The sequence below is a fragment of the Brevibacillus halotolerans genome (assembly GCF_026891775.1).
In the GTDB taxonomy this organism is placed as follows: Bacteria; Bacillota; Bacilli; order Brevibacillales; family Brevibacillaceae; genus Brevibacillus_B; species Brevibacillus_B halotolerans.
The window spans coordinates 1-23,132 of sequence record NZ_JAPTNK010000015.1 but is presented as its reverse complement, the minus strand read 5'-3'; the positions used below and the strand labels follow the sequence as shown (position 1 = coordinate 23,132).

At 42.0% G+C, this 23,132-nt stretch carries 14 protein-coding genes and 1 other annotated feature; of the genes, 11 read left to right on the top strand and 3 right to left on the bottom strand.

Features of this window, described 5'->3' with window-relative positions:
• Positions 1–539: 539 nt before the first annotated feature.
• On the bottom strand, positions 540–3,728 hold the full coding sequence (locus O0550_RS17480; RefSeq protein WP_276565044.1) for a bifunctional cytochrome P450/NADPH--P450 reductase: 3,189 nt from the start codon (positions 3,726–3,728) through the stop codon (positions 540–542).
• A gap of 218 nt (positions 3,729–3,946) precedes the next feature.
• Here O0550_RS17480 and O0550_RS17475 point away from each other — a divergent pair, with 218 nt between their 5' ends.
• The 6 genes from O0550_RS17475 to O0550_RS17450 all read left to right on the top strand — a co-directional run bounded on the left by O0550_RS17475 (position 3,947) and on the right by O0550_RS17450 (position 14,312).
• On the top strand, positions 3,947–4,936 hold the full coding sequence (locus O0550_RS17475) for a P1 family peptidase (RefSeq protein WP_258426945.1): 990 nt from the start codon (positions 3,947–3,949) through the stop codon (positions 4,934–4,936).
• A gap of 444 nt (positions 4,937–5,380) precedes the next feature.
• Positions 5,381–7,120, top strand: coding sequence for a methyl-accepting chemotaxis protein (locus O0550_RS17470; RefSeq protein ID WP_258426944.1), 1,740 nt, complete (start codon positions 5,381–5,383; stop codon positions 7,118–7,120).
• Positions 7,121–7,250: 130 nt separating this feature from the next.
• Positions 7,251–10,925 (top strand): non-ribosomal peptide synthetase family protein, encoded by a 3,675-nt coding sequence (locus O0550_RS17465; RefSeq protein ID WP_258426943.1) that lies wholly within the window; start codon positions 7,251–7,253, stop codon positions 10,923–10,925.
• Between the two features lie 122 nt (positions 10,926–11,047).
• Positions 11,048–11,725, top strand: coding sequence for an MgtC/SapB family protein (locus tag O0550_RS17460; protein WP_003343884.1), 678 nt, complete (start codon positions 11,048–11,050; stop codon positions 11,723–11,725).
• 60 nt (positions 11,726–11,785) lie between these two features.
• Positions 11,786–12,069, top strand: a binding site (T-box leader).
• 196 nt (positions 12,070–12,265) lie between these two features.
• Complete coding sequence (gene trpS, locus O0550_RS17455) at positions 12,266–13,261, top strand: tryptophan--tRNA ligase (protein ID WP_258426942.1); 996 nt, start codon at positions 12,266–12,268, stop codon at positions 13,259–13,261.
• 184 nt (positions 13,262–13,445) lie between these two features.
• Entirely contained in the window at positions 13,446–14,312 is an 867-nt protein-coding gene (locus tag O0550_RS17450; protein WP_258426941.1) for a hypothetical protein, read from the top strand.
• 75 nt (positions 14,313–14,387) lie between these two features.
• Here O0550_RS17450 and O0550_RS17445 read toward each other — a convergent pair whose 3' ends face one another.
• Positions 14,388–15,023 carry a copper amine oxidase N-terminal domain-containing protein gene (locus tag O0550_RS17445; protein WP_258426940.1) on the bottom strand — a complete coding sequence of 212 codons (636 nt, stop codon included), beginning with the start codon at positions 15,021–15,023 and terminating at the stop codon, positions 14,388–14,390.
• A gap of 245 nt (positions 15,024–15,268) precedes the next feature.
• Positions 15,269–16,255, bottom strand: a complete 987-nt coding sequence (locus O0550_RS17440; RefSeq protein ID WP_258426939.1) for an LCP family protein — start codon at positions 16,253–16,255, stop codon at positions 15,269–15,271.
• Between the two features lie 341 nt (positions 16,256–16,596).
• On the opposite strand from O0550_RS17440, the gene O0550_RS17435 reads away from it, so the two are divergent.
• From O0550_RS17435 to O0550_RS17415, 5 genes are all read left to right on the top strand, one after another.
• Positions 16,597–17,253, top strand: a complete 657-nt coding sequence (locus O0550_RS17435; protein WP_003337857.1) for a response regulator transcription factor — start codon at positions 16,597–16,599, stop codon at positions 17,251–17,253.
• A 3-nt stretch (positions 17,254–17,256) separates the two neighbouring features.
• On the top strand, positions 17,257–18,696 hold the full coding sequence (locus O0550_RS17430) for a sensor histidine kinase (protein WP_258426938.1): 1,440 nt from the start codon (positions 17,257–17,259) through the stop codon (positions 18,694–18,696).
• Positions 18,693–19,433, top strand: a complete 741-nt coding sequence (locus O0550_RS17425; protein WP_258426937.1) for a P-loop NTPase family protein — start codon at positions 18,693–18,695, stop codon at positions 19,431–19,433. Before O0550_RS17430 ends, O0550_RS17425 begins: the two co-directional genes overlap by 4 nt.
• Positions 19,434–19,609: 176 nt before the next feature.
• Entirely contained in the window at positions 19,610–21,481 is a 1,872-nt protein-coding gene (locus tag O0550_RS17420; protein ID WP_258426936.1) for an acyltransferase family protein, read from the top strand.
• 744 nt (positions 21,482–22,225) lie between these two features.
• Positions 22,226–23,132 (top strand): HlyD family secretion protein (locus O0550_RS17415; RefSeq protein WP_258426935.1); only part of this gene is annotated, 907 nt, incomplete at its 3' end.

The following is a 23,132-nucleotide window of genomic DNA, read 5'->3' as shown; positions in this document are numbered from 1 at the left end:
CCGAACATGTGGTGACAGCGTCTTTCGCATCTTCGCCATTCTCTGATACATCTCTCACGGTGGTCAGGATGCCGTGGTACGAATGGGTCAAATTGGAAATACGGATCATCGTATGGATTCACATACCCGTCGTAATATACTTGTTGAATAATTGGCTTCTTACTTTTTCTTTTCATGTTTTTACCCCCCCACTTTGGAAGTAATATGTTCTTTATAGTAAATGACGCTATGCCCTGTCCTGACTAAACGAATTAACGGGGTGTTTCACCCAAATACTTGTAGTGATGACGTTCGCCTAGGCTCTGTGTATTACATGATCTACTATCACTGTCCTATCTATAGATCTTATCCCTTTTTTGGGGGCTTATCTCTGTTCGGTCGAAAAGAGTAGGTGTTACTCAGTTGAGTTAATCCCAGTCCCAAATGAATATCTATGCAATGTGAAAAGCACCCAGCTACTTTTTGCTGAGTGCTTCTTTTCACGGGTGTTAATGGTCTATCTTTTTATCTGATGGGAAGAAGGGATTTAAAAGCCCTTATCATGCACCTGTCCAAACATCCTTTACATATTGTTCATCCCGTTGAAGCTTATCGAGCCAAGCTTGGGCTTCTTCTTTGCTTACCGAATGAATTGCTTGATAGGATGAAATCAGCGTGGCTTCCACATCAGGAGCCATTCGACTCCCATCCCCACATACATAAAGTCGAGCTCCCTGATCTAGAAGACGAATCAACTCTTGTTCATTTTGTTTCATGAGATGCTGAACATAGGTTTTCGGCTGGCCCTCTACTCGTGAAAAAGCGGTATGAATGGTCACGATACCTTCTTTTTCATATTGCGCAAACTCTTCTTGATACAAGTAATCCTGTTGCGGATGGCGGGCACCAAAGTAAAGATGGGCTTCACCAAGCTGTTTTCCTTGTTGCTGATAGTGCTTTCGTGCCTGAAGAAATCCCCGGAATGGTGCAACCCCGGTACCAGGTCCGATCATGATAAGAGGTGTTTCTGTATTTGTAGGTAGCGTGAAGTGAGATTCTGGTGTGCGTACAAATATAACAACAGGATCATTTGGCTTTAGATCGGCTAGATAATTTGAGGCAACACCTCGATACTCCCCATGCCCACTCCAGGCTGGGCCGCGCACTACGCTCACCGTTATGCTAGTACGATCTGGCAAGAGATGAGGGGAGCTGGAAATGGAATAGTAACGAGCTTTTAAAGGTGGAAGAAGCTCTAAAAAGCGTTCGAAAGGTAATTCACAGGCGGGATACTGTTCCATAAGATTAAACATGGATATGCGTTTATTCATTATATTGGTTTTGTAGGTATCCTCTTCAAGTAAGGCTTCCAATTCCCGTTTATGAGGTGGGCAGGTTGTATAAGCAGCAAGTTCGCGTAGTTGAGCACGGGTTGCTGCTTCCTGTAATTCTACGCTATGACTTAGCAGATCATATACACTTACCGGACGATCCAGCGGAAGATGCGCTGCACTGCGTCCACTGCCACTAAGAATTAGATAATCGTTACCATTCAAACCAAACCGATGTACAATACGTTCCACTAGCTGAGGACAGTTTTTGGGCAGAACACCTAAATGATCCCCCTCGTGGTAATGGACTCCTGCTGGAATAGCTATCTCGATATGACGAGTGCTACGTTCGCTAGTTTCTCCCTGAAGCTCTCTATTCTCTGTAACGTACGAACGAAGAGCATCATAGGACTCAGCGAGTGGAACTCCCGCAATTCCATTAACATATTGAACAGAAAGCGTGCTGCGCTCTCGCTCCCGATTTTCGTTGATCTTGAGCCCTAAAGCGTTCATGACACTAGGCCACAATTGATGACGCCAATCCTCAAGTTGTTTCTCAAAATCTCCGCTAGCGTCACCCTCTCCCTGCTTCATTAGCCGTGTCGCACCTTTTGTTTCGAGCTGCTTATCAATCAGGTGAGGAACCTGCTGGTATGTGCTGGCCCAATTATGGTCGCCACATCCGAATACAGTATAGTTGACCCCTGTAAATTCTCCAGGCTCTGCTTCTTTTAGCCATTGTACAAAGTCTTTGGCATTACTCGGTGGTTTTCCGTTATAAGAGGAGGTAATAATAAATACGGCTCCTTCTTTGGGTAGCTTACCTAAATAATCATTTAAAGGAGCAACCTTGCTCTTGAATCCTTGGAAACGTGCATCCTCTGCAAGTTCTCTTGCAATCCCCTCTGCAGTGCCAAGATTGGAACCATATAGCACTAGCAAGGGCGTATTATGTGCGTCAACGGTGGTAGAGGTTGTTGGCTGCGCTTGTGTTTTTTCGCGTTCCTTCTCTTTTCCGGTAATTTGAAAGGAGAGTTCATTCGTGCGTAAACGGACACGTATGGAAAAGCCTTCAGGTTTTAAAGTTAGTGTTTCTTTAATTTTTAGCTGATAATGATTATGGTCAATGATGTCAAAGTACTTTAAAATCATACCAAGTACTAAGGTCGCCTCTTGAAGCGCGAATTGCTGTCCTATGCAGGCTCGCTGCCCGTTTCCAAATGGTTTATACGCATCATAGGGGATTTGACTAGGGTCTTCAAAGCGCTCAGGGCGAAACTCCTCGACATTATCTCCCCAGACGCTTGTATCCCGATGAAGTGTAGGAATGAGTACATTGACACTTTCGCCTTTTTTCAAAGGATATTTTCCATCCAGCAGTGTGTCTTCCTTCGCGTAAAGAGAGAAGGCAGGAGCTGTTGGCCACAGACGAAGAGACTCATTTAAAATCATCGATATGTACGTAAGATTTCGCACTTCAGTATAAGTTGGAGTAGAACCAGTTAAGACACGGTCTACCTCTTCATATGCCTTTTGAAGCTTATCCGGGTTCTTTAATAGAAAGTATAAAGCAAAGGATAAGAGACCGCTTGTGGTTTCATGACCAGCAATTAAGAAAGTAATAATCTGATAGCGAATATTTTCGTCATCCAAGCCTTCGCCCGTTTGGGGGTCTTTTCCCTTTAGCATATGGGAAAGTAAATCGTTTGCATCATGATCCTCGTGCTCTTTACGTTCTGCTATTATTTTATCCACAAGGGTAAACATGGCTTGTATATCATGTTTAAATTGACGTTTTGTAATAACCATCAATTTATCTTTAATTTCTAGGCGCTGTAGCTGGCTCATTGCTTCATCCAGCGCACGAACCATGCTGGTAATAAAGGGATGCGGTTGTTCTCGATAAAAGCTATTAAACCGATAATTAAAGCCGCACAACCCAATGGTATCCAAAGTAAGCCTTGTCATATCCTCAGGTACGTCAATGCTTTCATCCGGGTTAAGGCGCGCCCATTTCTGGATAAGCTGTACAGCAATGTCTACCATCATGGAATGGTACCCTTGCATGGCTCTTTGGCTAAAGCTTGGGAGCAGGATATTATGAGCTTTTTGCCAATTGGGCTCATCCGTTGAGCTAGTAAACAGACCATCGCCTGCAAATGTTCTTACTTTTTGCAAGGGAGGCCATACATTCTTATCAAAACGGGATTCATCACAAGCCTCTGCTACCAACTTATGATTGGAAATATAGATGCTAACGCGGCCTCCAGGGTATTCCAGCCGGAAGATAGGACCAAGTTCATTGGCTAGCTTCATGATGGATTGAATTGGCATCTCTGGATTGATTAAAGGTAAATTTCCAAGGGGACCAAAGGTTTTTGGTTGCGGAATGTTTTGTAAGTGAGAAATCGTAATCAATCCTCTCTAATACATATTTCTTGATGACTCTCGCATCCTCTTTAGAGATTTCTACCTTATTTTTACAAGGATTGTCTGGTTTTATTCGGTTTGTAAGGAAAGATTACAAGTAATAAAATAACGTCTAAAAAATTAGAGAAACGAAAGCTCTGCAAGAAACGGGCTTTTTACTCGTCTGTTAAGAGTTATTTCATATACAAAGGGAGAAGATGTAAGCTATGACTGCTACAATAGGTTCAATTGTCGATATAAAAGGAATCAAGGTAGGTCATCAACAAGATGAGGAAGCACTGACAGGCTGTACCGTACTTCTAATGGAGGAAGGTGCAGTATGCGGAGTCGACGTTCGTGGCTCAGCTCCAGGTACCCGTGAGACTGATTTGCTTTCACCGATCAATAAAGTAGATCAAGTCCATGCGATATGCTTGTCTGGGGGAAGCGCGTTTGGCTTGGATGCAGCTAGTGGGGTAATGCGTTATTTAGAGGAGCAGGGAATTGGACTTGATGTGAAAGTTGCAAAAGTGCCGATTGTACCAGCAGCAGTATTATTTGATCTTGCTATCGGGGATGCTTCGATCCGACCTACCATGGCTATGGGCTATGAAGCGGCAAAGCAGGCGAGTGAACAGGTGTTTGCTGAGGGAAATATTGGAGCGGGCTGTGGAGCTACTGTTGGAAAAATGGCCGGTTTTGAACGCGCGATGAAAGGGGGGCTAGGCACGGCGTCCCGTGAGCTGGGTAACGGGCTAGTAATTGGAGCAATTGTTGCTGTGAATGCAGTTGGAGAGGTACGGTGTCCTGTAACTGGAGAAAGACTTGCAGGTGTGCGCGGGGAAAACGAGGAGTTACTAGATATCTATGATTGTATGGAAAAAGCTAGCTTTCATTTCATTCCAACTGGAGCGAATACCACGATTGGCGTAGTAGCTTGTAATGCTACCTTAACCAAATCAGAAGCGAATAAGGTTGCTCAAATGGCACATGATGGACTAGCCCGCACAATTTATCCCATTCACACCATGCATGACGGGGATACGATATTTGCGATTGGAACAGGAGAAGTACAGGCTTCTGTGGATGTAATCGGTGCATTAGCAGCAGAAGTACTGGCAGAAGCGGTTGTAAGAGCGATAAAGGCAGCGGAGCCAGCAGGTACGATTCCATCTTACCGGAGTCGACAAGGTGAGAAAGCAGAAATGATATTTTGATGAGATGAAAATACTCATTAAAGGAGCGAAAGGTTTATGTTAAACCTATCCAAAAAAGGATCACCTATCGTAACCTGTAACTAAAAAAGTGCAGTGTAATTTTGTCATTTTTATGAAATGTTATCAATCTTTCATTTAGGAAAAGCTTCAATAACCAAGCACACTGACTTTGTCTTTGTGCTATTTGGCTTGCTTTACATCAAGCTAAATCGTTATGAAATAAGCCTTTATGCTCTTTTCTCCATAGCTAGTCCTATACATCCTACCAGTGAATTTTTTATGCAATGGCAAAAATGGTACGTGTAAGTGAAAAAAGACTTGATTTTTTTAACATATAGAAATTAAAGCTTTTGTGATTTCATACCGATACTAGGGATAGCGCCCTATTTTACATATTTCTAGAAGCAGGGAAAAGAAAGAGAGGGGAAAGAGTTGTTTTCCAACATGAAAATATCTACTAGGAATTTATTGTTTACAGTTCTTAATACTATGTTGATCGGTGCTGTATTAATCCTAGCAAGTTTCGTTATTCAAGGGCAAGTCCTTATTGAAATGCTAGAAAAAGATACGCGAGCCTTGTTACAGTCACAATCTGTACATGTTTCTGCGGAAGACATAGATGAGGCTGTTAGAAATCCTGATTTGAATGCTTCCATCCAGAAGAAACTGACAGAGGGGCTTGACCAGATCAGTAAAGAGCATCCTCAGATTAAACAGGCGTATGTTTTTGGAGTGGAATTGAAAGAGGGAAATCAGACTTCTATTATTGCTCAGCCAACTCCAATTCACGAGTTTATGAAATCAGAAGGAATTAAATTGGGAGATATGCTCCCTCAGCCAGACGTCATTGTGAAGGGAGTTCAGAATCTTGTCAATGCCAAACAAGATACGATAACTTCTATTTATGATGATGAGTTAGGTACTTGGATCTCGGCTCTTCATCCAATCATGGACAACAGTGGAAACGTTGTTGCTTATTTTGGTATGGATGTTGATGCTAGTATGGTGACCAATGGGCAGGACGCGCTATTGCTGAACTCTTCCATATTGCTGTTCTTTTTGCTCCTTATCAATGTAGTTTTCCAATATTTGATTGTGAATCGTACCTTTAAACCCATTCAAGAGCTTATGCGTGGTATTAATGAAATGAGCAGAGGAAATTTAGATGTTCGTTTGCGCGAAGGAAAGGACGAGTTGGGTCAGGTAAATAACAAATTTAATCAAATGGCAGAAAATATGCGCACGATTATGATGACGATCCGCGAATCCTCGAATCAGCTAGTGAAAAACTCACAGCAATTACATACGATTATGGAAGAAAATAATCAGCATGCTACAACCATTACAGATAACATCCAAGAAATGTTCCAGCACACCAATCTGCAAAATATAGCTACAACAGAATGTGTGAAATCGTTGGATGAGATGGTGGTTAGTGTTGAAAGCATCGCCAATAATTCAACAGAGGTTCATCACACATCTTTGAACATGAAAGATCAGGCAGAGTCCGGTCAATACTCTGTCACTAAAGTGGCAGATCAAATGCAGCTCATTCAGTACTCTGTAGAGGAATCTGAAAATATTATTGATGTTCTACAATCTCAGTCAGGTAAAATTGGTGAGATTGTCAAAATGATTTCCGAAATTGCAAACCAGACGAATTTACTTGCTTTAAATGCAGCTATTGAAGCCCAACGAGCAGGTGAACACGGTCGAGGCTTCTCAGTTGTTGCAGATGAGGTACGAAAACTAGCGGAACAATCTAAGCAATCGGCAGAAGAAATCAGCCAGCTCATCAAAGAGATTCAGGAACGTACAAATACAGCAGTAATCTCTATTCGCCAAGGTTCTGCGCACGTGTTGGATGGTGTGAAAATCGTGCAAGAAACAGGTGAGATATTCCGCCATATGGTTCAGGCGAGTACAGAGGTATCCGACCGTATGCAAGAGGTATCTGCTTCCACGCAACAAATGGCAGCTGAAACAGAAGAGGTTACCTCTGTGGTAAAACAAGTATCGGAGAATGCACGTAAAAACACAAAATCAGCAGAAAACATCCAGGTCAAGTCAGATAATCAGTTAGCTTCTTACCAAGAAATTTTAGTTTCTGTTGACGGATTAAGTAAAATAGCGCAGGAGTTAGATAGCGCGCTATCCCAACTTAAATTAGAAGAACACAAGTAGGTTTTCATTTCTAAGAGAGTGTTGGGTCGTCAGCAGAATGCTAATATGGAGTACAAAAGAGGAGAGATCAGATGCTGGTCTCTCTTCTTTTTTCACCTTTTCATATTTTATTAGGAGGCAGGAGTTTATCATGCACAATACACCAAGATACGAACCTATAACGTTCCCACTAGACAATAATCGCTTCGGTCAGTTCACAGATACGGTGACTACAAGAAGCTCGTATGATTTGACTCCATATATGACAAAGTTATGGGAAAAGGGACAGGAAATTCATCTATTGGCTTTGTACATCATGTGGCTGCACAGAGTCAGCGGAACCCAGCAGATTACGTTGGGTACTCTTAGTCAGGAGAAATGGGTACCAGTAGCTATAAATGTTCAACAAGGAATGAACTATAATGATGTACTAGATCAGGTTGAACAAGCTTGGAAGCATGGAACAGAAGATGCTGATGCTTCTTATTCGTTCGATCAATTCCCAAGCACGTTTTGTCTGCAACAAGACTCACTCATGCAGATTGAAGCACATACAGCTGCTCCCCTACATGCTGGGATCATCGTAAACAAAGCAAAAGCTAGCTGGGAAATGTATTATGATTCCAACAGCTTCCGTCAACAGACAATTGATCGATTTATGGAACAAATGGAATGTTTAGCAGAACAAGCTGTGCTGCATCCGCAGACAAGCTTTACTGCTTATCCCATGCTATCTGAAATGGAACAGAAACTGTATCAATCCATGAATCAGACGACAGAAGCATTTCCAGCAGAAAAGACGATTCTGGATGTCTTTCAAGAGGTAGTAGAAGCGCATGGTGAGAGGCTTGCCTTACAGACTGATGAGACTAGGTATACGTATAAACAAGTAGATACGGCATCTAATCGGGTAGCTACAATGCTACAACAGCATGGGATTAAGCCAGGGCAATATGTTTCTTTATTTATGGAGCGAAGTATCGAAGCCACCATAGCCGTACTTGGGATATTAAAAGCGGGCGCAGCTTATGTTCCATTAGACCCGCATCATCCGCAAGAACGTAATGCCCATATTATTCAGGAAACGAATTCTCATGTAGTTCTTTCTAGTCTTGCCTATCGAGATTTAGTGGTACAAGCTATTCCGAAAGCACAGGTCTTATGGATGGAAGACATTGAAATATATTCTGATACAGCGATAAAACCGGCTATTACGCCGTTGCATCCAGCCTATGTCATTTTTACCTCGGGGTCCACAGGAACGCCCAAGGGAGTTATTTTGCACCATCAGGGGGTAGTGAATTACGGGCTTGCTGTTAGAAAAATGATGAACGTAACAGAGCAGGATATCTTCACACAATTCATCACGTTTAGCTTTGATGCATCCGTTCATGAGTTATTTGGAGGCTTATTAAACGGCGTTACCTTACATTTTTTAACGAAAGAAGAAAGAATGGATTCGATTTCGTTTGCAAGAGCAGTCAAGCGTGTAGGAGTTACGTGCATTCCCGGCATTCCTGCTGCCTTCTTTAACCAATTAGTTAAAACGTTGCCAAGCACAGAAGCAGACTGCTTCGCTACAGTAAAAAGCATAGGAGTAGGCGGAGAGCTTCTAGCGGGCGAGGTTGTTCGTTCCTTTCAGGCTAAATTTTCGAGTGATACGATCATTTACAATTTGTACGGGCCGACTGAATGCACTGTGACATCTACGTATCATGCTGTGACTAAACCAGTGAAAGCTGATACGACCAGCATCCCGATTGGAAAGCCTCTTGCAAACTATGAAATATATCTGGTTAACGAATCGTATCAACTGTGCCCGATTGGTGTTCCAGGAGAAATTCTGATTAGCAGCGTAGGAATTTCGCACGGCTATCTGCACATGCCTGAGAAAACGAAGGAAGCCTTTATTTCAGACCCCTTCACACCAGGATCAGGAAAAATCTTTTATAAAACAGGTGACCTGGGACGCTTGCTAGAAGATGGAGAGGTAGAGTATTTAGAACGTAAAGATTTTCAGGTCAAAATTCGTGGGCATCGAATTGAAATAGGAGAGATTGAGGAGCGATTAGCTACGTATCCTGAGATACAAAGCGTAACAGTTATTGTGAAAAAGGACCATGATAATCAGAATACATTGGTCGCTTTTTACACAACAAATACACAGCAGGAGATTGATCCGGCGCTTTTACAAGCTTTTTGCTCGCAGAAGCTGCCTCCTTACATGATTCCAGTGCAATTTGGTTATCTATCGTCTATGCCTATTGCACCAACCGGTAAAATTGATCGAAAAAAGCTAGCTACTATTGAGCTAAAACCGGTGATAAGAACACAAACGTATATCGCGCCCAAAACGGAGGTTGAGCAGGAAATTGCCCGAGTATGGGAAATAGGATTAGGAGTAGAGCGTGTAGGTGCAAATGATAATTTTTTTGAAATAGGAGGACATTCTCTTAAAATTATAGAGATATTAGTTGAAATAAAGCCAAAATATCCACTGCTAAAAATTAATGACTTCTTCACACATCCAACTGTCCAAGCATTAGCGCATCGAATTGAAGAGCTGAGTCAAGAAGAGCAGAACACAGAACGCACTGATTCTGGGCTGCTTGAGAGTAATTTACAAACAGAAGAAGTCCTTGCTGAATATCCAGAGCGTTTACAAACGACCAAAAAGGTTCTAAGACGCGGTCAGCATACATTTTTACTAACGGGGGCGACAGGCTATCTTGGTTCTCATTTGTTAAATGAATTGCTGCAAACAGCATCGGGCACAATTTATTGCTTGGTACGTGGGGAAGATGTTCAGAGTGCTACAGAACGTTTATATCAAAATTATTCCTTTTACTTTGGAGATAAGCTGAGTAGACAGCTTCATTCACGTGTGAGGGTGATGATAGGTGATTTGCAGGAAGTGCGCTTGGGATTAGGCAAAGAGGATTGGCATGAGCTTGTTCAAAATATTGATGCCATCATGCACTGCGGAGCGGATGTAGCTCACTTTGGTGACTCTCAGCATTTCTATCGAGTAAATGTACAAAGCACGGAGACGTTACTTGATCTGGCCAGGGAAAAACAGGGTATTCATTTTCACTATGTTTCCACGATCGGTATTCCTGAAGAACTGTCTTATGCAGGGAAATGGCACGCATTGCGCAATGCAGACCAAGTGGACTATTCCATTGTGCTAGACAATCATTATATCAATAGCAAATGGGAGTCAGAGAAGCTGGTGATGAGAGCTTTTGAACAGGAAGGTATACCAGTGACAATCTATCGTGCTGGTAATTTGAGTAGCCATTCGTTATCTGGTGCATTTCAACGAAACATGGAAACAAATGCGATGTATCGGATGTGTCGGGCGATGTTTTTGCTGGGAGTTGCCCCACATGTTGATTGGCTAGTAGACTTCACCCCTATTGATTTTGCAGGAAAGGCGATTGCTAACCTTGCATTACAAGAGGAAGCAGTCGGAGCCGTTTTCCATATTGTTAATCCAGAACAGATTCCGTATGTGGAGCTATTGGAGCATTTTCAGTCTTTTGGCTATCAGCTGAGTCTGGTTTCCCAACAAGAATATGAGCAATGGCTATTTGATGGAACGAAAAAAAATCGGGAAGGGATGGAGCTAGCTATTACGCAACTGGAGGGAGATGGCGCACGTGATTCGAATGTTCGATTTGCATGCCCTAAAACAACAGCCCTATTACAAAAGCTCCAGATTACATGCCCAACACCGACGAAAGCATATTTCCAGGCGATGGTGAGGTATGCAATAGAAAATGGATATTTCCCAATGCCAACACTTGCAGAGCCGATTTGCTAACAAGGTTGTGCTCCGTCAATCATCCTCTACTTATCAGTTGGTTTAAGAATAGCTCATCAGGATTTATAATAAGCTACAGGTAATAAAAGTCGTCAGACAAACCAGGTTAGAGGTGGAATAACATGGAATTAATTATTTTAGCAAAGTTGATGCTTTCTGCTTTCCTTGGAATCGTAATTGGAATTGAGCGTGAATTAAAACAGAAGCCACTAGGATTAAAAACTAGCGTAATCATATCGGTTAGTAGCTGCTTACTGACGATTGTTTCGATTGAATCTGCCCAATTTTATGCGGAAACGTCTATGAACAATCGAACAGATCCCATGCGTTTGGCTGCACAGATCGTTAGTGGAATCGGCTTTTTGGGTGCAGGGGTCATTTTGCGCCGAAATAATGATGTTATTTCTGGTCTAACCACAGCTGCAATTATTTGGTCTAGTGCAGGGATTGGAATTGCGGTTGGCTCGGGCTTTTATTATGAGGCAGCGTTAGGAGCTGCGATGATTTTGTTCTCTGTACAGTTGCTTCCTTATTTAGTAAATATGATTGGGGTTCGAAAATTACAAGGAAAAGAATTAAAAATTCGCCTGTTCTTAGATGAGCATTCCCATATGACAGGGATCATCCAGAAATTCAAAGAAGAAGATATGAAGATTAAGAATGTCTGGTTAAAGGATGTTGATAAGCAAAGGGTACAGATGGATTTACGTCTAGTCGTGTACGATCATATTTACATTACTGACATTTATGAGATGGTCCATAATTTAAACGGGGTGGCACGTGTAGAGATTGACAGCTAGTGTGAGGTTACGTATACTGATTGATAAGTTTACAGGAATCTATACATGATCATAATGATAACAAGCGCAATGATGAAGAGGAGTATGCAGGCAAGAATGCTTAAGAGAGCTGATGGTTGGTGAAAATCAGTGCGGGAAGCTTGCAGAATGGACTTTTGAGCGTCCAGACCGATAGTGTGAACCAGAACATGGTAACACACAGGTAGGCTCTGGCGGAGCGTCTCACCGATAGAAGAGACAAGTATTCGAGCAAAGGCATGCAGAGCTAGCACTTGCTCCGATACAATTGAGCGCGCTGTGTAGACAGCGAATAAAGGTGGCACCACGGGTTTCTCGTCCTTATTTTATAAAGATAAGGATGGGAAGCCCTTTTTGTATTTCTTGTAAACAAAATAGAGGTAATCAGGACAAGGAGCGTGATGAGAATGGAAGATGGTTGGTGGTGGCTTTATCAACTGAATGAGATAAATAAACAGAGGGAGATCAATGCCTTTCATACCCCACGATCTCCGCTCTCAAAACGAAAGAGGCTGATTATCTATGAAAAATCAAAAACTGGTATCAGGTATCCGTTCTACTGGTGAATTACATTTGGGTAACTATTATGGAGCAATGAAAGGCATTGAGAAGCTTGTAAACACATACGATGCTAATTTTTTTATAGCAGATTTGCATACATTGACCACACATCCTAGCCGCGAGCATATGTCTAAAAATGCTCTAGAAGCGGCCGCCAGTTATTTGGCTGCAGGACTGAATCCTGAGCATTGTACGTTTTATACACAATCTTCTCTGTCAGCCGAGGTTGCGGAATTATCCTTATATCTAGGAATGGTCATGCCTTTAGGTGAGCTGATGAGATGTCCAACCTTTAAAGAAAAGGCGAAGAAGCATCCTGATAATGTGAATTATGGTTTAGTGGGATACCCTGTGCTGATGACAGCAGATATCCTGCTGCATAAAGGTGAAGTAGTTCCTGTTGGTGAAGATCAATTAGTGCATTTGGAGATGGCACGGCAAATTGCTAGGCGTTTCAATAATAGGTATGGTGAGGTTTTTGCATACCCGCAACCGTTGGCAGAGAATGCTGTTCGTATTCCTGCACTACATGGTCAGGGTAAAATGAGTAAATCAGACGGAGTAGATACGTATATTAGTTTACAGGATGAGCAAAGCCAGATCGCTCAGAAAGTAAAAAAGGCATACTCTGATCCAACTCGTATCTATCTGCAACAACCAGGTCATCCGAGTGTACAAGGCTGTAATGTTTATCATCTGCACACATATTTTACGAATGAGCTGGGTCAACAGCAGCTTAGAGAGCAATGCTCCATGGCATCAATCGGGTGTGTAGCTTGTAAACAGCGACTAGCTGAAAAAATCGAACAAATTGTGGAGCCATTCCGTACCCGCAAACAGCAACTTACAGAAGAACAAATAATCGATACCCTGCAACAGGGTGCCGAGAAAGCTCGGCTGTCTGCACAAAAGGTTCTTCAGGAGGTACGAAATGCCATAGGAATTCTAATGGTGTAAATTTGTGGATGATTTTATATTCTTTGTATTTACAATTATGGTATAATTATCCTGTTAGAAATCATCTTGTAACCGGAGTGAAAAAAAGACAGCTTGTTAACGACTAAAAATGTGCAGCTTGTATAAACAGATGTATAAGAAAGATAACTAATTTTTGTACTTGTAATACAAAGGAGCTGTTTACGTGAAAACGATCCCTGCGCTCAAGCATGCAACTATGGCATTTGCTGTCTGTCTAGGTCTTTGTTCCTCTCTTTTTGGTCTTTCCGAATCCGCACAAGCGGCTGGTAATTTAGAGCCGGATTATGAAGTGAAGCTATTACTGGATTCGAATAAGGTGCTATCTTCTGAGCATAAGCTGTTGCCTGATGTGCTTAAAGCGTTCAATCTGCCTGACTCCGCCATAAAAATGAATGTACAGTTTCTGGATACAGAAGACCAGGATTTGAATCATGCAGGCTGGATTAGTCGCATCCGCAAGTCGGACAGTAAAGAGCATATGGAAATCACCTATAAAAAAAGATATCCTATTGAAAACAATAACATTGATGCTGCCTTAACAAAGGCTAATAAGGAAGGCTTTGATGCTACAGACACGAATTATGAAGCGCAGGTGGAATGGGGCTACAAGCAAAAAACATTAAGTATTTCCAGAAAGAAAAAAATAAAACAATCAGGTTTTCAAGGAACACAATTGCCGTCTCTCTCAGACTCCATTAAACTACTAACCGCCAATATACCTGGAAAGCTGGATAAATGGCTGTACCCTGGATGGGGGAGTGAAAAAGTAGGACAAGCAAGAATATACGGTCCTGTTCTGGCAGAACGATACACAGGAACATGGAATGGGCTGAAGATTGATGTGGAAATTTGGCCGATTAAATCTGCTTCTGGAGGCAATTTGGATTATATTGTAGAAGCTTCCTTTAAAACTACCAACAGCAGAGAAGCTTCAGAGGAACAAAAGAGGCTAAAGGCTTACCTAGAAGAAAAGGGATGGTTTTTGCCAAAAGACTCATTGAAAACCGCTTTGATTTTGGAAAGATATTAGTTCTATCTCTATTATATCCTGACAAAAAATCCTTGAAGAGAAGCTTCAAGGATTTTTTCTTTATTATTTACTTACTTACTTTATGAACATAAACTGAATGGATTGCTTAAGCTGATTTAGCATGTCCACGCTTTCTTTAAATTCCGGGCTTTCTGGTTTCTCCAAATAAGGTGCTTCACTCGGTGTTTGCAATGCATATACCTTTCCATCCTGCATTCCTAACATCGTAAAGAGTCCTGTATCTGCATACTCATCTTTATCCCATACGGTTTTAGTAATGATGAGCACTCTGAAGAAAAATTCAGGTTTTACTGCCTTATTTTTCGGTACATATTGAAAAATAACTTCATTTGCTTTTTTTTCTACTTTGATCTTATCCTTCCGTTCAGAAGGGAGACTGATCAGAGCCTTTTGATCCTCAATCACATATGCATCCTTGCCAGTTATTGCTCCATTTTGGCTAGAGGATTTGCTTTTTACGTTCACGATCTTGTTTTTTTGATCCCATTGCACCTCTCCTCCGAGAGATTCTGCCAAACCCCGTGCAGGTACGAGTACCCGACCATTAATGATTTGAGCTTGCGCGTCCGTTTTCACTTCTTTCCCATCGACCATCACTTTGATGGCTGGAGCAGCGTAAGTCATGCCTGATACGAGCAGTGCTGTAGCTAATACGCCGCAAAACATCCCTTTTTTCCCTATCATCTTCATGTTGTGTCTGTCTCCTTTAGTGTAAATCTCTGTTTATTGACAACTTTTTAGATCTAAAGCATACAGAATATTCAAGAGAAAAAGCAAACATCAAATCTGGCTGTATTTTCCTAATATCCTGCATCTCACGAAATCTGGTCTATTCAGCATGGCTATACAAATGGTTCCTCAAGCCAGCACGACATACAACGCAAAAGAAAAATGACCCGAGTTTCCTTAAGCAGGACTCAAGTCATTTTTTTATTTTACCTATCCTGAACCACTAATTCCTGCACGAATTCACGAAGCTTCTTATTATCTCGCACACTCAGGACAGAGGCCCCTTTCACTGATGTGCCATCAATTAATTCCATCGGCGGTACTTGTGCTAAGCCGGCTATGTGGCTTTCCACACCGAGCTTTGCCAGCTTCAGCATATCGGGGATATTCAGATTTGTCTGGATGTAAGGTGCTACACTTTCCAAAATTTGCTTCATCCGCAAAAGGTTCCAGTCGGATTTCAGCTTTTCAGCGATGGCAAGCAACAGGTTACGTTGTCGCTCGGTCCGGGTGAAATCGCTCATTGCGTCATGGCGGAAACGCACGTATTGCAGCGCTTTATCTCCATCCAGCATTTGTTGCCCTTTTCGCAGATGGATGTCGTATTGGTTACCGTCGGTTTTGTCGGTGTAGTCCATGTTTTTCTCGACATAAAAATCAATGCCGCCAATTCCATCGATGAGTGATTTGAATCCTTCGAAATCGGTATATACATAATATTGAATATCAAGACCGAGCAAGTCGCCTATCGTTTTCATGGCAAGGTTAGGTCCCCCTAGTGCGAGTGCGGTGTTGATTCTTCCTTTGCCATGACCTTCGATTTCGACATAAGTATCCCGAAGAACAGACATAAGATGTGCTTTTTTCGTGGTGGGGTCAATCGTTACTACCAGCATGGAATCGGAACGCGCTTGATCGTTCTTCTTCACCCCCCGATTGTCGCCGCCCATAAGCAGAATGCTGACGCGCTCGGTGCCTTCCCATATGACAGGCTTCAGCGCGTCATTCTCCTGCTCGTCGATTAGAATGGTATCCTTTGGTTTGTCCAGACTGTCAAGTACATAGTAGGTGCCAATGAGCTGATAGCCGAAAAAAATGATGATGCTCAAAAGCAAAACTCTGAAGCTGATCAGCACGAACCTCCATGTTTTCTTTTTATGATTCTTTTGCTTTTTTTCCAAAATCCATGACATGTTGCTCCTCCAATAATCTCATCCATTTTTCGTTAATGTTCACATTGTTATTTGCGTCTGGGGATGCAATCAGTGTAGTCTGCGAATATATGATAAATAAGATGGACTTGTAATGAAGTTGTAAATTGTCGAATTTATATAAATTACATGAGCAGTGATAGATTAACTCTTTTGCAGCTGTTGATAGGGGGAATGAGTCGTTCAAGAAACAATCCAATTCCTATTTGACTTGTTGCATGTTTCACAAAGATATATATTATCTCTATAAAAATATTCTTTTATCATGTAATATCAGTAACAAAACATATAAACCATTCATGAAATGTTAGGTGATTACGAAGATGCAAAAGAAGATACTGATTGTCGAGGACGATATTCATATAGCCAAAATTATTAAAATGAATCTTACGCTCGTGAACTTTTTAACGACCGAGGTACATGACGGTCTTTCGGCACTGGAGGCGGTGAAGCGAGAGAAGTTTGATCTTATCCTGTTGGACGTTATGATTCCGAAGCTGGACGGCTTTTCGCTGATGGAAAAAATGAAATCCTACCACATACCAGTGATTTTCCTGAGCGCGAAAAACTCTGTGTATGATAAAGTCAACGGACTTAAACTAGGGGCGGATGATTACATTGTTAAGCCCTTCGAAGCAATTGAACTCTTGGCTCGAATCGAAACAGTGCTACGTAGATATGGCAAAGAAGACTCTATCATCAAGTTTCAAAACATTGAAGTGGCTCTGGACAAACGAGAGGCGACTATCCAGGGCCAACCGGTAGAGCTGACTCCAAAGGAATACGATTTGCTGGTCGTATTGCTGAAAAACAAGAACATAGCACTATCCAGAGAGCAGTTCCTTGACAAAGTATGGGGCTGCGATTTCTATGGTGAAACAAGAACGGTCGATATGCACATCAAATCGCTACGCAAAAAACTCCAGCTACATGACCAAATCAAGACGATTTATAAAATTGGGTACCGGCTGGAGGATTGATGGATGAAGTTTTGGCAGAAAATATACTTGTTTTCCATTCTTGCATTCGTTCTCATCTTTCATATTTTTTCGATAATGGTCATCGAGCGGAATCACATGAAAATGCTAGAACAGGAAATCAATAGCGCATTAAGCCAGTACATCAGCATTCATTCTAGCGTAAATGCGATCCTTCCAATTCTTCGTATCTATGATTCCGTCGATTACGAAAAAACAGTATTAACGAATATTGCCAACGAATTTGTCGAGAAGAACAGCGAGCAACGAACCTATTTGCAGATTCTAAATGATAGCAATCAGGCGATTTTCAGCAATACCGATTTCAAGATGCCATTTGAGCGTAAGGAGCTGGACAAGCTAGGTACGGATGAAATCAGATATATTTTACGAGATATTGATGAACGTACGATATTGTTTGCAACGAATATAACGTACATTAATCATAAAAGTTACGTATTCACTTACATGAAGGATCTTACGCCGGTGTATCAGGAGCGCGTAGATCAATACAGCTTTTTCGTCAAAGTGGATGTGGCCGCCTGCATTCTTTATATGCTTATTATGTATGTTGTGAGCAAAGGCCTGACGAAGCCGATCGATCGTCTAAATCGAACGGCTCGGGTTATTGCACAGGGGGATTTTTCAGAACGAGTTCAGATAACAACAAAGGATGAAATCGGCGTGCTGGCCAAAAATTTTAACGAAATGGCTTCGGTGGTCGAGGATAAAATCAATGACTTGGAGCTACACAACCAACAGAAGCAAAGGTTTATCAATAACTTTACTCACGAATTAAAAACACCATTGACCTCGATTATCGGATTCGCCAATTTTCTGAGAACAACTAAATACAAAGAAGATATATTTTTAGATGCTCTGGATGTCATTTATTCAGAAGGAAAGCGGCTAGAATCCTTTTCGTTAAAGCTGATGGATTTGGTTTTCCTAGAGGAGCACCATTTTCAAATGGAGGAACATGATCTTAAGGCCACAATTGCCGAAATGGAACCTGTGCTGAAAATGAAAGCGAGAGAAAAGCAGATTAGCATCGTTATTGATTGCGAAGAAGGGTCTCTGCTTATGGATAAGGATGTAATGAAAAGCTTAATTTTCAATCTTGTAGATAATGCGCTTAAAGCTTCCGCCAAACAGCAGAGCATTACACTTCGTACCTACTGGAGTGATAACCATTACATCCTCGAAATAATTGATCAGGGCATAGGGATTGCCAAAGAGCATCAGGATAAAATATTTGAACCGTTTTTCATGACGGATATAGCAAGAACGAGAAGCAATAATGGAGCGGGCTTAGGTCTCTCCATATGTCACAGTATTGCAGACATTCATAAAGCCAGTATCAAAGTGATTAGCGAGGTTAATCAAGGTACGACAATTCAGGTTATTTTTAATGGAACGGGTCAAAAGACTGGGGTGCAACAATGAAAAAATATCTGTTTTCTATTGTAAGCATGGCGTTTTTATTAATGACGACAGGTTGCACTGGATTTTACAATGCTATCGAGAAGGACACTGTCATGGTTAAAAAAATAAATAGCGAGCACAAGAGCAACGAGGTGAAATATGAAGGTACGCTTTCGCAAGATGCCGTGAGGATGCTCAGCGTAAATGCCGTCAACAAATATTTTAATGAGAAGCTTACTGTAGACGATGTCCAATTTGAGCTATCGGTGATTGACCACAACAAGCTGAAGGATCTAGTCGAAAAAGTATTCAAGGGACTAAATCAGGAAGTAAGTGAACATGTCGAAAAGGAGCTAAACAAAATTCCCAGTGGCCTGTACTATATGACGCTAACGGTTTCAAACGGTCCCAATGATATTTACGATATCATCTTGAATGCCAGAGACGGAGATGTTCTTAAAATCTTGAAAGGAAACGGAGCGAACTTCTTTGGTGACACATCTCCCGGTCGTAATCTGTTTGAACTTGCTGATCAGTTTATCCAAGAAAAAGGAGATTCTGAGCTGGCGTCCGATCTGACATTGGACCAGGATGCTGTGCGGTTTGGCACCAAGACGGAAGTTTATTATAAGAGCAAGACGAACAAAACGTGGAAATATAACGTGATGATCAATCAAAGAACAATGAAAGTGATTGGCTTTACCAAAGATATCATGGCAATACTCAATTATTATTCAGGATCGACCTCTTATCGATAATCCTAAGACTGGCCGCTAGTTGTGGCTGGTCTTTTTTTGTGCGTATCGACCTTACATCTCAACATTTTACAACTTGATTACAAGTCCATCTCACTTATCATATAATCCCGTACTACACTGAATGCATACTCCAAGTTATGGTGTGTTACAAATAATTAGAGGGAGGTCAAGTTTCAGTGGAAGCAACGTATCGATTAAATAAATCGCATGTAAATATAGAGGATGGCAAACGACGATATATGCCGGGATTGGACGGGATACGGGCACTAGCTGTCCTTGTCGTTGTGGCATATCATTTTGGGTGGAGAGGAGCCTCAGGAGGACTACTGGGAGTTAATGTGTTCTTCGTTCTGTCCGGTTACCTCATCATGGATTTATTGGTGGAAGAGTATCGGAGCAAAGGGCGGATCGATCTGAAACGATTCTGGTTCCGTCGCGCACGCAGACTACTTCCAGCTCTGCTACTTATGCTACTTGTTGTTTCCGTCATTCTGTTTATATCGGATAGCAGTCGATTCGTCTCGATTCGGGGAGATATTTGGGCTGCGATCATGTACATGAGTAACTGGTACTTTATTTATCACGATGTGTCATACTTCGAGAGCTTTGGTCCAGCTTCTCCTTTCGGTCATCTCTGGTCACTGGCAGTCGAGGAGCAATTCTATCTATTGCTACCATTGTTACTGTTTGGCATCATAAGATTCACAAACCCTACGTGTGGAAAACTTGCGCTGTATTTGTTGATCGGTGCAGCAGTATCTTTTGGTACGATGGTACTGCTATACGATCCTAATACGGACCCGAGCAGGGTGTATTATGGTACGGATACACGAGCATTCGGATTTTTGATCGGAGCTGCACTCGCGCTTGCATGGCCAAGTCGTATTCTTGCCACACCCTTGTCACGTAAGGGTACCGTTGTCCTCGATGTTGTAGGTGCTATCGGTGGAGCTATTGTCGCTTACATGATTGTCTTTACCGGAGAATATGACGAGTGGCTGTATAGGGGAGGCATGGTTGTCCTTTCAGTCGCGGCGGCATTGGTCATTGCCGCTGCTGTAAGCCCGTTCACTACTGTGAGCAAACTGCTTGCATGGAAACCTCTTAGGTGGGTCGGTCAGCGATCATATGGCATTTACCTATTGCATTATCCGATTATCGTTTTAACAGCTCCTGCAAATCCTAATATGAAAGCCGGCTTTTTCCTTCAGCTTGTTTTACTCGTGGTGATGATATGGCTAGCAGCGCTGTCTTATAAATTCGTAGAGTCACCTTTTGTAGAGTCATCTACTTTAATCGAAGGCTGGAAACGAAGTAAGATCGAACTACGGAAAAGGGTAAACCAGACCGCCTTCATTCGACGTCGAAGATTATCTGTATTACTGTCAATTGGCATGATTGTTCTCTTATGCGTCTCTTGTGCCCAGCGTGAGAGCGAGACTACGGGAGCTTCATCCAAAGAAGTGAAACAAGAAATGATCCAAGGCGAAACTACCGACAAGCTTAAGGAGGAACCGAAGGAAGAACCAGAGCTACATGAATTGCTGATACAGTCGCAGGATGTCCAGACACCGTCTTTACTATCCGATGGGGTAACTGCTATTGGGGATTCGGTCTTGCTCGGTGTTGCTCCAGAAATAGAGAAGCTTGTACCAGGTATTATCATCGATGCGAAGGTCAGCCGGCAAATGAAAGATGCACTAGCTATTGTACAACAGCTTGAATCTGAAAACCGGCTTGGGAAGTGTGTCATCGTCGAGCTTGGTACGAATGGTCCCTTTACATCGGATACGCTAACTAACCTACTCGATTCCCTTGGTGCAGAACGACAGATTATTCTTATTAATACACGAGTTCCGCGGAATTGGCAGGATAAGGTGAACCAAGAGCTGAGCAGGGCAGGTGAGGAGCGTTCCAATGTTAAGATAATCGATTGGTATTCCTATAGTGCGAACCAATCGGGCTGGCTAACTAAAGATGGAATTCATTTACAACCTGAAGGAGCAAAAGCATACGCCTCGCTGGTCGCCGAAACGATCAGTAATTAAGGCAGACTGTATCTTTATCGGACAAGGCTATGCAAGATGCTGCTACTTGTTTGAAGCAGCGAAAGGACAGATAGCACGCTTGCTGACTGGTTTACTGATAGGGGGAGCTAGACTCCAAGTTCTAAGCAAGTTTCTTATCAAAAGCGGAACGTAAGTGGAGTAGCGTGCCGCGGCAACTGCTCCACTTTTCGCTTAACTTACGCATAGCGAAACAATTCATCTTGGGAAAACTAGCTCTAAAACGTTGCATGGGATGGTCAATATTACAACGTTATGTAAAACGGATAAGCCTTAATATAATAATGTCAAATTACGCTTTTTTATGTTCCTTTGATACAGATGTTGACAGCAGAACGTTATTACTAAATAACATGAGCGAAAGAGCAGGCCTTCTGACAGCTGTTTCGTTTTAGCATTTTCTCGAATCGCTCCCATCCTAACGACCTATAATTTCGAATGTTCAAAAACCAGTCCATTTTCAACTACACAGGCACAAATGAGATGTATGTAAAAACAAGATAGAAGCGCAAAACAATCCTCAACTTACAAATTTGTAATATTAGTGTCACCTAATTAAATAGTAAACATTTTCCCTTTAGCCTAGAATACAAGTTGTTCAAGTAAATGATGTAAAAATGAATGATGTAGAGAGGTGATGATTTTTGAAAAAATGAGTAAAATCTATAGAACTATTGCAAGATTTATACGTAAATCCTTTATAAAGATATTTGTAAGGAGGCTATTATGAAGAAACGTTGGTGGGGTGTTATTGCAGCTGGAGTACTAGTCGCCGGCGCCTATGGTTATTTGAAATTGACCGCTGTCGACGCAACAGGCCTTCCTGTTTCCGTCATTCCTGTTGTAAAAGGAAGCATTGAAAACAAAGTAATGGCATCAGGAATGGTTAAAGCAAAGCAAGAGGTTACGCTTTTCTCCCCAAATAATGGGACCTTGCTGCAATTTAACGTACAAGAAGGGGACAAGGTTACAGCAAATCAAGTCATTGCTCGTATAGATGTTACCGATCTATCAAGCGAAATGGCATCCATTGATGCGCAAATCGCTTCGCAGCATGCTGAACTAAATCGTGTTAAATCAGGCAAAGAACCTGAAACGATTGCCCAACAGGAAGAGCGTGTTCGTCAAGAGAAAGAAAAGGTTGACTCTGCCGAGAAGGAATACAACCGTACCAAACAATTGGTAGAGGCTGGTGCTTCTCCTGCCACTGATTTGGACAAGGCTAAGGACTCATTATCCCAAGCGCAATCATCTCTTAAAATGTCCCAGAGCGAATTAGCCCTCAATAAAAAAGGTCCAAAAAGCACAGATATTGCTTCCGTTCAAGCACAGATTAACCAGCTACAGGTAAAAAAAGCGGAGCTAGCGAAGCAAAGCTCTCAATCCACCGTGGTGGCTCCTTTCTCCGGTACTGTTTTAAAGGTGGATGCTAAGAATGGTCAAGCCGTGACGAAGGGTACAGAAATCATTACGATGGGTGATTTGACAAAATTACAAGTGGTTGCTGATATTAACGAATCAGATGTAAAAGAGCTTCAATTGGGACAAAAAGCACTTGTAAGCGGCACTTCTATGGGCAAAGAAAAAGTAGCAGCTACGGTAACCCGTATTTCGCCGCTGGCTACAAAGATTC